Annotated in this window: 13 protein-coding genes; 6 read left to right on the top strand and 7 right to left on the bottom strand. The window is 63.5% G+C overall.

Translation table 11 applies throughout. The features are described from left to right. Positions 1-4: 4 nt before the first annotated feature. The 6 genes from BGK68_RS09510 to BGK68_RS09485 all read right to left on the bottom strand — a co-directional run bounded on the left by BGK68_RS09510 (position 5) and on the right by BGK68_RS09485 (position 6,154). Entirely contained in the window at positions 5-901 is an 897-nt protein-coding gene (locus BGK68_RS09510) for a phosphoribosylaminoimidazolesuccinocarboxamide synthase (RefSeq protein WP_075256898.1), read from the bottom strand. A gap of 91 nt (positions 902-992) precedes the next feature. Continuing rightward, on the bottom strand, positions 993-2,057 hold the full coding sequence (fba, locus tag BGK68_RS09505; protein WP_013232709.1) for a class II fructose-bisphosphate aldolase: 1,065 nt from the start codon (positions 2,055-2,057) through the stop codon (positions 993-995). 26 nt (positions 2,058-2,083) lie between these two features. Then, a complete protein-coding gene (pyk, locus tag BGK68_RS09500) occupies positions 2,084-3,517 on the bottom strand; it encodes a pyruvate kinase (RefSeq protein ID WP_075256897.1) in 1,434 nt (477 codons plus the stop codon). Positions 3,518-3,735: 218 nt separating this feature from the next. Continuing rightward, complete coding sequence (locus BGK68_RS09495) at positions 3,736-4,926, bottom strand: phosphoglycerate kinase (protein WP_075256896.1); 1,191 nt, start codon at positions 4,924-4,926, stop codon at positions 3,736-3,738. 122 nt (positions 4,927-5,048) lie between these two features. Further along, the gene (locus BGK68_RS09490; protein WP_013232706.1) at positions 5,049-5,372 is read right to left on the bottom strand and encodes an AzlD domain-containing protein; all 324 of its coding nucleotides are present in this window, start codon (positions 5,370-5,372) and stop codon (positions 5,049-5,051) included. Continuing rightward, entirely contained in the window at positions 5,369-6,154 is a 786-nt protein-coding gene (locus BGK68_RS09485) for an AzlC family ABC transporter permease (protein WP_075256895.1), read from the bottom strand. The genes BGK68_RS09490 and BGK68_RS09485 overlap by 4 nt, the downstream gene beginning before the upstream one ends. Before the next feature lie 163 nt (positions 6,155-6,317). On the opposite strand from BGK68_RS09485, the gene BGK68_RS09480 reads away from it, so the two are divergent. From BGK68_RS09480 to BGK68_RS09460, 5 genes are all read left to right on the top strand, one after another. Then, positions 6,318-7,238: a branched-chain amino acid transaminase gene (locus tag BGK68_RS09480; RefSeq protein ID WP_075256894.1), complete on the top strand. Its 921-nt coding sequence runs from the start codon at positions 6,318-6,320 to the stop codon at positions 7,236-7,238. Positions 7,239-7,335: 97 nt separating this feature from the next. Next, positions 7,336-7,536 carry a zinc-finger domain-containing protein gene (locus tag BGK68_RS09475; RefSeq protein ID WP_013232703.1) on the top strand — a complete coding sequence of 67 codons (201 nt, stop codon included), beginning with the start codon at positions 7,336-7,338 and terminating at the stop codon, positions 7,534-7,536. A 64-nt stretch (positions 7,537-7,600) separates the two neighbouring features. Then, positions 7,601-8,032, top strand: a complete 432-nt coding sequence (locus BGK68_RS09470) for a YybH family protein (RefSeq protein WP_013232702.1) — start codon at positions 7,601-7,603, stop codon at positions 8,030-8,032. A gap of 55 nt (positions 8,033-8,087) precedes the next feature. Further along, positions 8,088-9,080, top strand: a complete 993-nt coding sequence (locus BGK68_RS09465; RefSeq protein WP_075256893.1) for a YheT family hydrolase — start codon at positions 8,088-8,090, stop codon at positions 9,078-9,080. Beyond that, positions 9,073-9,681: a DUF2946 family protein gene (locus tag BGK68_RS09460; RefSeq protein ID WP_075256892.1), complete on the top strand. Its 609-nt coding sequence runs from the start codon at positions 9,073-9,075 to the stop codon at positions 9,679-9,681. The genes BGK68_RS09465 and BGK68_RS09460 overlap by 8 nt, the downstream gene beginning before the upstream one ends. A 17-nt stretch (positions 9,682-9,698) precedes the next feature. On the opposite strand, the gene BGK68_RS09455 is transcribed toward BGK68_RS09460, so the two are convergent. After that, positions 9,699-11,255 (bottom strand): M48 family metalloprotease, encoded by a 1,557-nt coding sequence (locus BGK68_RS09455; protein WP_075256891.1) that lies wholly within the window; start codon positions 11,253-11,255, stop codon positions 9,699-9,701. A 107-nt stretch (positions 11,256-11,362) separates the two neighbouring features. Between BGK68_RS09455 and moaC the strand changes: the two genes are divergently transcribed. Further along, positions 11,363-11,869, top strand: a complete 507-nt coding sequence (moaC, locus tag BGK68_RS09450) for a cyclic pyranopterin monophosphate synthase MoaC (RefSeq protein ID WP_075256890.1) — start codon at positions 11,363-11,365, stop codon at positions 11,867-11,869. Positions 11,870-11,899 lie beyond the last annotated feature (30 nt).

Below are 11,899 nucleotides of genomic sequence, written 5' to 3'. Positions count from 1 at the left end.
GATCTCAGTCCTTCAGCTTGTTGCCGGTCAGACGCTCCAGCGCTTCGCGGTACTTGGCGCCGGTCTTTTCGATGACGTCAGCCGGCAGCGGCGGCGCCGGCGGGGTCTTCTGCCAGCCCTCGACGGTTTCCAGGTAGTCGCGCACGAACTGCTTGTCGAAGGACGGCGGCGAGATACCGACCTGGTAGCTGTCGGCAGGCCAGAAGCGCGAGGAGTCGGCGGTCAGCACTTCATCCATCAGGTGCAGCACGCCGTTGTCGTCCAGGCCGAACTCGAACTTGGTGTCGGCGATGATGATGCCGCGGGTCGCCGCATAGTCAGCCGCTTCCTTGTAGAGCTGGATGGCGACGTCGCGGATCTTGTGGGCCAGTTCGGTGCCGATGCGCTTCTCGGTTTCTTCGAAGCTGATGTTTTCGTCGTGTTCGCCCAGGTCGGCCTTGGCGGCCGGGGTGAAGATCGGCTGTTCCAGCTTGGAAGCCTGTTGCAGGCCGGCCGGTAGCCGGATGCCGCAGATCGCGCCGGTGGCCTGGTAATCCTTCCAGCCCGAACCGATGATGTAGCCGCGCACCACAGCTTCCACCAGGATGGGCTTCAAGCGCTTGGCCACCACGGCGCGTCCGCGCACCTGCTCCACTTCGGCCGGGCTCACCACGGACTCGGGATCGACGCCGGTCAGGTGGTTGGGCACGATGTGGCCCAGCTTGTCGAACCAGAAATCGCTCATCTGGTTGAGCACCTTGCCCTTGCCGGGGATCGGTTCATTCATGATGACGTCGAAGGCCGACAGGCGGTCGGTGGTCACGATCAACAGCTTGTCGTCGCCGACGGCATAGTTTTCGCGGACCTTGCCTGTGCCCAGCAGCGGCAGGGAAGTGATCGAGGATTTGTAGAGACTGCTCATGGTGGTCTTCTCGTAAAGTCAAAAACCGGAACCGCCATTTTCAGGGCGATTCCGGTCGGTTAGTGCAGGCGCTTGATTGAGTGCTAAGCGCTTACTGGACGATCTGCGCCAGTTCACCGCTCTTGTACTTCTCGGCGATCTTTTCCAGCGAGATCGGCTTGATCTTGCCAGCCTGGCCTTCGCAACCGAAGGACAGGAAGCGCGCCTTGCAGACCAGCTTGGCCGCTTCGCGGGCTGGCTTGAGGTAATCGCGCGGGTCGAACTTGGACGGGTTCTCGAACAGATAGCGACGGATCGCACCAGTCATGGCCAGGCGGATGTCGGTATCGATGTTGATCTTGCGCACGCCGTGCTTGATGCCTTCCTGGATTTCCTCGACCGGCACGCCATAGGTTTCCTTCATGTCGCCGCCGAATTCGCGGATCTCGGCCAGCAGTTCCTGCGGCACCGAAGACGAACCGTGCATCACCAGGTGAGTGTTGGGGATGCGGGCGTGGATTTCCTTGATGCGGTCAATGGCCAGGATGTCGCCGGTGGGCTTGCGCGAGAACTTGTAGGCGCCGTGCGAAGTACCGATGGCAATGGCCAGCGCGTCGCACTGGGTGGCCTTGACGAAGTCGGCGGCCTGGTTCACGTCGGTCAGCAGCTGTTCGCGGGTCATGGTGCCGTCAGCGCCGTGGCCGTCTTCCTTGTCGCCCTTCATGGTTTCCAGCGAACCCAGCACGCCCAGTTCGGCTTCGACGGTGACGCCGATGGCGTGCGAGAACTCCACCACCTTGCGCGAGACTTCGACGTTGTACTCGTAGCTGGCCACGGTCTTGCCGTCGGCTTCCAACGAGCCATCCATCATCACAGACGAGAAACCGGACTTGATGGCCGCCATGCAGACCGCCGGCGACTGGCCGTGATCCTGGTGCATCACCACGGGGATGTGCGGATAGGCTTCCACGGCCGCCGAGATCAGGTGGCGCAGGAAGGCTTCGCCAGCATACTTGCGGGCGCCGGCGGAGGCTTGCATGATCACGGGCGCGCCGACTTCATTGGCCGCTTCCATGATGGCGGTGACCTGCTCCAGGTTATTGACGTTGAATGCTGGCAGACCGTAGCCGTTTTCGGCAGCGTGGTCCAGCAATTGACGCATGGATACGAGAGGCATGATGAAAACTCCAGAACGATAAAAAATCAGTACTCGCCAACGCGCAGGATCTTCAGCGCATTGGTGCCGCCGACCTGGCCGATGGGCTCGCCCCAGGTGACCACGATCAGGTCTCCCTTCTGCACCACGCCTTGCGCCAGCAGCAGATCCTGGGCGCCCTTCAACATGGCTTCGGTGTCGGGACACTGCGCCAGTTCCAGCGTATGCACATTGCGGAACAGCGCCGCCTTGCGGCGGGTCGCGACATTGGGAGTGATCGCAAAGATCGGGATATCGATGTTGTGACGGCTCATCCACAGCGCCGTCGAACCGGATTCGGTGAGCGCGGCAATGGCCTTCACGCGCAGATGGTGCGCGGTAAAGAGCGCGCCATAGGCAATGGACTGGTCCACGCGGGTGAAGCGCAGGTTCAGGAAGTCCGCATCCAGCTGCACATTATCGGAGCGCTCGGCTTCCAGGCAAATGGCGTGCATGGCTTCCACGGTTTCCACCGGATACTTGCCGGAGGCGGTCTCGGCCGAGGTCATGACGGCGTCGGTGCCATCGAGCACGGCGTTGGCCACGTCAGAGACTTCGGCGCGGGTCGGCACGGCATTGACGATCATGGACTCCATCATCTGGGTCGCGGTGATCGTCAGCTTGTTGGAGGCGCGCGCCATCTTGATCATGCGCTTCTGCAGGCCCGGCACGGCGGCGTTGCCCACTTCCACGGCCAGGTCGCCACGGGCCACCATGATGCCGTCAGAGGCGTCCAGGATTTCCTGCAGCAGCGGGATCGCTTCGGCGCGCTCGATCTTGGCGATCATCATCGGCTTGTGGCCGAAGGGCTCACCAGCGACATTGGAGAGCTGGCGCGCCATTTCCATGTCGGTGGCGTTCTTGGGGAAGGACACGGCCACGTAGTCGGCCTGGAAGCTCATGGCGGTCTTGATGTCGTCCATGTCCTTGGCGGTGAGCGCCGGCGCGGACAGGCCGCCGCCCTGGCGGTTGATGCCCTTGTTGTTGGACAGTTCGCCACCGATCTTCACTACCGTATGGATCTCGTTGCCCATGACGCGCTCGACCTTGAGCACGATCAGGCCGTCGTTCAACAGCAGCACATCGTTGCCCTTCAAGTCACGCGGCAGCGCCTTGTAGTCCAGACCCACGCGCTCCTGGTTGCCCATCTGGCAATCGGCGTCGAGGATGAACTTGTCGCCATTGGCCAGCATGATCTTGCCATTCTCGAACTTGCCCACGCGAATCTTGGGGCCTTGCAGGTCGGCCATGATGGCGACCTTCTTGCCGCATTCGTCGGCCACTTCGCGCACCAGGGTGGCGCGGTCGATGTGGTCCTGCGGCTTGCCGTGGGAGAAGTTCAGGCGCACGACATCAACGCCGGCGCGGATCATGCGGGTCAGGGTCTCGCGGTCGCTCGAGGCGGGGCCGATGGTGGCGACGATTTTTGTTGCTCTGGACATGAAAACCTTCTGGTTGCGACTTTTTTTGATGAAGAAGCCCGCTGCCCGGCCCGATGCAGGGCCGTTCAGGCGGAGAGCTTCCGCCCCGGGACGCGCGTCTCCTGCGCGTTCCCCTTTGGTGATGCTACAGACTCAGAATCCGGTTCAGGCCGCCACCGCCGCGCAAGGCGCGGCGTGCCGCCGTCATTGCTTGCTGCCTGCGGCGCTTATGCCGGCGCTTATTGCGCGCGTTGCAGCAGGATCTCGACCGCCGGCAGGGTCTTGCCTTCCAGGAATTCCAGGAAGGCGCCGCCACCGGTGGAGATGTAGCCGACCTTGTCGGCGATGTTGTACTTGGCAATGGCCGCCAGGGTGTCGCCACCGCCGGCAATGGAGAAACCCGAGGAGGCGGCGATAGCGCGCGCCAGGGTTTCGGTGCCGCCACCGAACTGATCGAACTCGAACACACCCACCGGGCCATTCCAGACGATAGTGCCAGCACGGCCCAGCTGTTCGGCCAGGGCGGCAGCGGTCTGAGGACCGATGTCGAAGATCATGTCGTCGTCGGCCACGTCAGCAGCCGCCTTCACGGTGGCCACTGCGGTCGGCGAGAATTCCTTGCCCACCACCACGTCGGTGGGGATGGGCACCGAAGCGCCGCGCTTGGCCATGAGGTCGATGATGGCCTTGGCGTCGTCCACCAGGTCAGGCTCGGCCAGCGACTTGCCGATCTTCAGGCCGGCGGCCAGCATGAAGGTATTGGCGATGCCGCCACCGACGATGAGGTTGTCGACCTTCTCGGCCAGGGTCTTCAAGATAGTCAGCTTGGTGGACACCTTGGAGCCGGCCACGATGGCCACCAGCGGACGGGCCGGCTGGTTCAGGGCCAGGCCCAAGGCATCGAGCTCGGCCGCCAGCAGCGGACCGGCACAGGCGACGGGGGCGAACTTGGCCACGCCGTAGGTGGTGGCTTCGGCGCGGTGGGCGGTGCCGAAGGCGTCGTTGACGTAGATATCGCAGAGCTTGGCGATCTTTTGCGCCAGCTCGTCACTGTTCTTCTTTTCGCCCTTGTTCAGACGGCAATTTTCCAGCAGCACCACCTGGCCCGGCTGCACGTCCACGCCGTCGACCCAGTCGGCCACCAGCTTGACCTCGCTGCCCAGCAGTTCGGACAGGCGCTTGGCCACTGGCGCCAGCGAATCTTCGGGCTTGAACTCGCCTTCCGTGGGACGGCCGAGGTGAGACGTCACCATCACCGCAGCACCTGCCTGCTGGGCTTCGCGAATGGCCGGGACCGAAGCGCGGATGCGCGTATCTTCGGTGATATTGCCGGCATCATCCTGCGGCACGTTCAGATCGGCGCGGATGAAGACACGTTTGCCCTGCAGTTGCTTGTTGGAGATGAGGTCGCTCAGTCGGTTGAATTTCATAGGTAGGAATTCTAAGAAGGGGGCGAAAAACGTCGTATTTTACTCCAGCCTGACCTGCTCCAGACGGCTTTTTGGCAGGTCCGCGGGCCGCTGGACGGTGCCGCCCGCCCTTGCAGGCAAGTTCACAACATCCAGCGCAATACTGTAAAGAGTGTCATTCCGGCCACAATAGTTCCCAGAAGATGCCGCGTCGCAGCAAAGAAAATGGCGCCGCCGATGCCTGCAAGCAACTTCGGATTGGCCAGACTGAGCTCGATGACGCCCCGCGCAGTGACCAGGTCGGGGAAGATGATGGCTGCCATCGCCGCCGCCGGGGCGTAGCCCAGCGCGTGCTTCAGGCGCGGCGGCAGCTTGACGGCATGACCGAAGAGGAAGAAGCCGCTGCGGGTGATCAAGGTGGACAAGGTCATCAGCACGATGGCCGACCAGATGTACCAGTCGCTCATGCAGCCCGCTCCTCTTCCTCGTCTTTACTGGGAAGCAACTTGTCGGCCAGCATGGCCGCGCTCATGCCCAGCACCATGGCCAGCAGCAAACCCAAGCGGTAAGGCAGCTCCAGCGCCAGCACCGCCACGGTGCCGGACACCACCACCCCGGCCAGCGCCGGCAGGCTGCTGGTCATCGGGATCATGATGGCGATCAGCGCCAGGGTGCCGGCGAAGCCGATGTTCCAGCTCTCCGGGATCTGGCTGGCCAGCAGGATGCCGATGGTGGCGCCGAGTTGCCAGGCCAGCCAGCCCGGATAGCAGATGGCCGAGAAATAACCGATCTTGCCGGCAGGTTGACCAAAGGTCGAGGGTGGGAAACGCTGCGGGAAGAAGGCCATCGAGATATCGCCATTGAAGAAGCCATACCAGATGCGGCGATACCAAGGCAGATGCTCAAAGTGCGGCGCCACGGCGGCAGAGAAGATGATGAAACGCAGGTTGACGATCATGGCCGTAAAGAACACCACCAAGAGGGGCGTCCCCACCGCCAGCAACGGCAACACCGCGAACTGCGCCGAGCCGGCGTAGACCAGCAGGCTCATTCCCAGCGACTGGAAGATGCTCATGCCCGACTTCACCATGGCCATGCCCGAGACCACGCCCCAGGCCAGCACGGCCGGTATGGTCGAGGCGCTGGCGCGCCAGCCTTCCTGGAAGGCTTCCTTCTCGATGCGGCGCTGTTCCGGCAGGGGGCTGTGCAGCCCCCGGGCTGAGTCGGACTCGCCTGTCTCCTGTTGCATTCTGGTTATTCCGTGAGGGACTTGCTTGTTAGCATTCTTACTCAGATTGACAATTGTACAGATGAAAGTTTTTACTCGCGTGAATCCGCTAGAATGGAGATCTTTGCTGTACACCAGTGCTTTGCACCCCTAGAGCAACCCTAGAAAATCCGGGAGATAGATGATGTCCATGGCTGACCGCGACGGCAAGATCTGGAAGGACGGCAAGCTCATCGATTGGCGCGACGCCACCGTCCATGTGCTGACCCACACGCTGCACTACGGCATGGGCGTCTTCGAGGGTGTGCGCGCCTACAAGACCCCTGACGGGACCGCCATCTTCCGCCTGCAGGAACATACCCGTCGCCTGCTGAACTCGGCCAAGATCTTCCAGATGGACGTCCCCTACGACCACGACACTCTGGCCCAAGCCCAGCGCCAGGTGGTGCGCGAGAACCAGCTGGAGTCCTGCTACATCCGCCCGCTGATCTGGATCGGCTCGGAGAAGCTGGGCGTCTCGGCCAAGGGCAACCAGATCCATGTGGCCGTGGCGGCCTGGTCCTGGGGCGCCTACCTGGGCGAGGATGGCCTCAACAAGGGCATCCGGGTGAAGACCTCCTCCTTTTCGCGCCACCACGTCAATGTCTCGCTGGTGCGCGCCAAGGCCTGCGGCTACTACATCAATTCCATCCTGGCCAACCAGGAAGCGCTGGCCGACGGCTACGATGAAGCCCTGCTGCTGGACACCGAAGGCTATGTCTCGGAAGGTTCGGGTGAAAATGTCTTCATCGTCAAGAACGGCAAGATCTATACTCCCGACCTGGCCTCCTGCCTGGATGGCATCACCCGCGACGCCGTCTTGACCATGGCGCGCGACCTGGGCATCGAAGTCATCGAAAAACGCATCACCCGCGACGAGATGTACTGCGCCGACGAAGCCTTCTTCACTGGCACCGCCGCCGAGATCACGCCGATCCGCGAACTGGATCGGCGCGTCATCGGCAGCGGCGCGCGCGGCCCGGTGACGGAAAAGCTGCAGACGCTGTTCTTCGACGTGGTGGCCGGGCGCGCGCCGCAGTACAAGCACTGGCTCACGCTGGTGTGAGGCGCTAAGCTAACGCTGTCCTGAAGCTGTTCACGCAACACAAACGTTCAACCTGTTTCAATTGCCTGTTTCAATTGCACTACCCACGGAGAAAAAGATGAGCCAAGCTCAAGCATCGCAGGGCGTCGTCCTGCTCGAAGGCAAGGACTTGCCGGCCCACTGCCCCGGCCCCGGCATGACCACCTGGAACTCGCATCCGCGCGTGTTCCTGGAACTGGACGCGCATGGCGCGGCCAAATGTCCATACTGCGGCACCCAGTACCAGCTCAAGCCGGGCACCGTAGTCAAGGGCCACTGAGTCCGCCAAGCCAGACACGAGAGGGCCCGCAAGGCCCTCTTTTCATCTGAACCGGAGTTTTGTCATGCCGCGCACCACACTGATCCATGGCTCCCCCGATGACATCGAGGCGGCCTACTACGACGCCCTCGCCCGCGCCGATCTGGACGCACTCATGGCGCTATGGGCCGAGGACGAGGAAATCGTCTGCATCCATCCCGGCGCGCAGCGCCTGGTGGGTCATGCCGAGATCCGCGCAGTCTGGGAAGATATCCTTTCCAGCGGCGGCCTGCATATCCGGCCGCGGCAGTTGCATGCAACGCAGAACATGATGACCTCGGTGCATAGCGTCATCGAAGAAATCGATCACGGCAACGAACAACCCGATGTCCACGTGATTGCCACCAACGTCTACCTCAAGACCGCCATGGGCTGGCGCATCGTGATGCACCATGCTTCGGTGGCGCCGGGGGCAGCGCCGGTGGAGGCGGTGGCCAGCGGGGCGATGCTGCACTGAGTCCGTCACCGAAGTACCAAGCACTGAAGCACCGAACATAGCGCAAGGCCGTCCCATGCTTTACATTCCGCCCCGCTGGCTTCCCGGCGGGCATCTCCAGACCATCTACCCGTCCACCTTCGTGCGCAAGCCGGCGGTGGCCTACCGGCGCGAACGCTGGGAAGCGCCGGATGGCGACTTCATCGACATCGACTTCGTCGATGGCCAGCCGGGCCGGCCCCTGGTGGTGCTGTTCCACGGCCTGGAAGGCTCGTCCGACAGCCACTACAGCCGCGCCCTGATGGCCGAGGTGGCGCGCCGTGGCTGGCATGGAGCGATCCCCCATTTCCGCGGCTGCTCGGGCGAAATCAACCTCGCTCCGCGCTTCTACCACTCGGGCGACAGCGCCGAGCTGGACTGGATCATCCGCCGCCTGAAGCTGCGCCAGCAAGACCTGGCCGCGACGCACTTCTATGCCTGCGGCGTCTCGCTCGGCGCCAATGCGCTGCTGCGCTGGCTGGGCGAATCGCAGCACCAGGCCGAGATCCTCGACGCCGCCTGCGCCGTCTCTGCGCCGCTGGACCTGGCCGGTGGCGGTGCGGCGCTGGGGGCGGGCTTCAACCGGCTCTACACCTGGGTGTTCCTGCGCACCATGCGGCCCAAATGCCTGGCCAAGCTGGACCAGTTCCCGGGCCTGTTCGACCGCGAGGCGCTGCTGTCGGCGCGCGACCTGTACGCCTTCGACAATATCGTCACCGCGCCCCTGCACGGCTATCGCAATACCGAAGACTACTGGGACCGCGCCAGCGCCAAGCACATCCTGCACGACATCACCGTGCCCACGCTGGTGCTCAATGCCCGCAACGATCCCTTCCTCCCGGAACAGCATCTGCCGCGCACGGCGGCGCCGGAAGTGGTGCTGGACTATCCTGAGCAAGGCGGCCATGTCGGCTTTGCCGACGGCGGACCGCCCGGTCGCCTGGACTGGCTGCCGCGACGGTTGCTGCATTTCCTGGAGGGCAAGTCCGAAAGCAGCTTCCCGACCCAGGCGGAGGCGTTCCATGGATGAGGTGGTGCGCCAGGCCATGGCCAGATGGCCCAATGTACCGCACTGCTTTGGCTGGCTGCGGCTGGACGCACGCGGCGGCTGGCGCATGCGCGACGAGCGCGCACAGCAGCTGGACCTGCCGGGCGATCCCATCCGCCACCCTGCCCTGCTGGCGTTCATTGACCGCAACTATGACTGCGACGAGACCGGCCGCTGGTATTTCCAGAATGGTCCGCAGCGGGTCTATGTCGATCTGGAATGGATGCCGCTGATTGCACGCACGCAACCGGGCTTGAATGACGCGTTACAGCTGGTGCTGCACACCGGCACAGCGCTGCCCGCCCTCGAGGCCGCATGGATGGATGAAAGCGGACGGCTGTATCTGCAAGCCGGTGGTCAGTTCAGCGGCGTCGATGATCGCGACCTGGCGCAGTTGCTGCCCTGCCTGCAGGCGGGGGGCCGCACGGACGAAGCGGCGCTCATGGCCTGGATGGAAGGCGACGATAGTGTCTCGCTGCAGTTCATCCATGACACCCAGGCCGTGCCGCTGCAGCGCATCGCCGCCGCCACGCTGGCCTCGCGCTTTGGTTTCGTCTCGCTGCCGCGCGCCCAGCAGGATTGAGCCTGCCCTCTAGTTGGCTAGCTGCGGTCCTTCATCTCTTTCTGCTCATCCTTCCAGCGTTCCTTCCACTCCCGCTCACGCGCATCGATCTGCGACTGGTCGTAGAAAGTCGCATCCGGCGCGCGGCGGGCGATACCCAACTGATCGATGGCGGCCAGCAAGCTGCCATTCAAGGCATAGGACTCGGCCAGGGCCAGATGCTGCAAGGCCTGCTTGCCCTGGGACGCATAGGCCTTGGCCAGCAATTGCTGCACCTGGGCGTCGCTGCGGTAGAGCTGGGCCTGGTCGCGCAGATAGGCCACGGCCTCATCGGTGCGGCGCGCAGCAATGAGCGCATCGGCGTACTGACGGGCGATAGTGCGCGAGATCGGAAACTGCTTGCGCAGCGCATCGGCCAGTTGCAGCGCTTGCTGTGACTGCTTGCGGGCGATCTTGATATCGATGTCGAGACTACCGAACATGATGCCGGTCTTCATCGGGATGGCCGCTTCCTGGGCTTCCTTCAGGGCGGTCTCGGCCTGTTCGAACTTGTTCTGGTGATAGTAGACGTAGGCCAGGCCATACTTGGCTGCGGCGGTCTGCAACTTGGTGTTCTGGCGGGCCTGGGCGATGAATTTCTCGGCATTCTCGCGCAAGCCTTGCACCGTGTCGTTCTGCAGCACCTGGGTGCGTGCGCGCACCAACTGAAACTCGGGATTATCGACGCGCTGCTTGTAGCGCTGGTCGCGGATGCGCGCCTCGATATCGGCAATACGCTCGGTGGTCAGCGGGTGCGTCATCAGGTAGGGCGGCACGGCATCGCTGTAGTTGCGTGAGGCCGCCTGCAGGCGCCCGAAGAAGGTCACCATGCCAGACGGATCGAAGCCGCCATCACGCATGATCTGCAAGCCGATGCGATCGGCTTCACGTTCAGCGTCGCGGCTGAAGTTGAGCTGGCGCTGCACGGCCAGGCCGGTGCCGCCCATCATGGTCGCCATGGCGGCATCGCCACCGGCCTTGGACACCCCGGCCAGTGCGCCCAGCACGATGGCAGCCAGCTGGATCATGGAATTCTGCTTCTGCTGACCCAGCATGCGCGCGATGTGGCGCTGCGCGACGTGGCCGATCTCGTGCGACATCACGCCCGCCAGCTCGGACTCCGACTGCGCCGCCAGCACCAGCCCGCTATTGACGCCGATGAAGCCGCCCGGCAAGGCGAAGGCGTTGAGCATGGGATCGCGCACCATGAAGAACTGGAAGTCGAAACCGGCCTCGCCGCGTACCTCAGGGTGGATGGAGACCAGGTTCAGGCCGAAATTGTTGAGGTATTCGGAGATCGGGCCATCATCGACATAATCGCGATCGCTGCGGATATCGCGCATGATCTCTTCGCCCAATCGGCGCTCCATCAGCGGCGACAGGCCTTCGCGCTCGGTATCGCCCAGCGTGGGCAGGCTCTGCGCCACGCCCGGATGAGGTAGCAGGGTCAGCGGCGCAGCAGGCAACAGCAGCAGGGCCGCGCTCAGCAGTCGGGTGATCAGCTTGCGCGCTGGCCGACGTGAGCAGGCAATGGCATCAGGAACGTATCGTTGCATGGACGAAGACGGGGACGGGTAAAGGAGCAATGGCGTCGCAAGGCAGCTTGCGACCTGCCTGCTATGATACCCGCTCCTTCGTTTCCTACTGAATTTTGGCACATCCTATGACCACATCCGGCGCACCCGCCCCCAACGGCGGCCTCACCCATTTCGACCAGGGCGGACAGGCCCATATGGTCGATGTCGGCGGCAAGCACGAGAGCCATCGCGTGGCCGTGGCCACTGGCGTGATCCGCATGCAGCCCGCCACGCTGGCCATCATCGAGTCTGGCACAGCCAAGAAGGGCGATGTCCTGGGCATTGCCCGCATCGCCGCCATCATGGCCGCCAAGCGCACGGGCGAGCTGATTCCGCTGTGCCATCCGCTGGCGCTGACGCACGTGTCGGTGGACTTCGAGACCGATGCCGCCAGCGCCTCCGTGCGCTGCACCGCCCGCGTGGAAACCTTCGGCAAGACCGGGGTGGAAATGGAGGCGCTGACCGCCGTGCAGATCGGTCTGCTGACCGTCTACGACATGAGCAAGGCGGTCGACAAGACCATGGTCATGAGCGATATCTGCGTCACCGACAAGCGCGGCGGCAAGAGCGACATCAGCATGCCGCGTCCCTGAGACGCCGGGCAGTGCCAAAAAAAAACGCGC

Source organism: Herbaspirillum camelliae (assembly GCF_001929405.1).
Lineage (GTDB): Bacteria > Pseudomonadota > Gammaproteobacteria > Burkholderiales > Burkholderiaceae_D > Herbaspirillum > Herbaspirillum seropedicae.
This window is presented reverse-complemented; position numbering and strand designations above follow the sequence as displayed.

What these genes read in the sequence shown, in the direction of transcription:
- moaC (WP_075256890.1), top strand. Translation starts at nt 11,363, where the DNA reads ATGACCACATCCGGCGCACCCGCCCCCAACGGCGGCCTCACCCATTTC.
- BGK68_RS09475 (WP_013232703.1), top strand. Translation starts at nt 7,336, where the DNA reads ATGAGCCAAGCTCAAGCATCGCAGGGCGTCGTCCTGCTCGAAGGCAAG.
- BGK68_RS09465 (WP_075256893.1), top strand. Translation starts at nt 8,088, where the DNA reads ATGCTTTACATTCCGCCCCGCTGGCTTCCCGGCGGGCATCTCCAGACC.
- BGK68_RS09495 (WP_075256896.1), bottom strand. Translation starts at nt 4,926, where the DNA reads ATGAAATTCAACCGACTGAGCGACCTCATCTCCAACAAGCAACTGCAG.
- fba (WP_013232709.1), bottom strand. Translation starts at nt 2,057, where the DNA reads ATGCCTCTCGTATCCATGCGTCAATTGCTGGACCACGCTGCCGAAAAC.
- BGK68_RS09485 (WP_075256895.1), bottom strand. Translation starts at nt 6,154, where the DNA reads ATGCAACAGGAGACAGGCGAGTCCGACTCAGCCCGGGGGCTGCACAGC.
- BGK68_RS09490 (WP_013232706.1), bottom strand. Translation starts at nt 5,372, where the DNA reads ATGAGCGACTGGTACATCTGGTCGGCCATCGTGCTGATGACCTTGTCC.
- BGK68_RS09470 (WP_013232702.1), top strand. Translation starts at nt 7,601, where the DNA reads ATGCCGCGCACCACACTGATCCATGGCTCCCCCGATGACATCGAGGCG.
- BGK68_RS09510 (WP_075256898.1), bottom strand. Translation starts at nt 901, where the DNA reads ATGAGCAGTCTCTACAAATCCTCGATCACTTCCCTGCCGCTGCTGGGC.
- BGK68_RS09480 (WP_075256894.1), top strand. Translation starts at nt 6,318, where the DNA reads ATGTCCATGGCTGACCGCGACGGCAAGATCTGGAAGGACGGCAAGCTC.
- BGK68_RS09460 (WP_075256892.1), top strand. Translation starts at nt 9,073, where the DNA reads ATGGATGAGGTGGTGCGCCAGGCCATGGCCAGATGGCCCAATGTACCG.
- pyk (WP_075256897.1), bottom strand. Translation starts at nt 3,517, where the DNA reads ATGTCCAGAGCAACAAAAATCGTCGCCACCATCGGCCCCGCCTCGAGC.
- BGK68_RS09455 (WP_075256891.1), bottom strand. Translation starts at nt 11,255, where the DNA reads ATGCAACGATACGTTCCTGATGCCATTGCCTGCTCACGTCGGCCAGCG.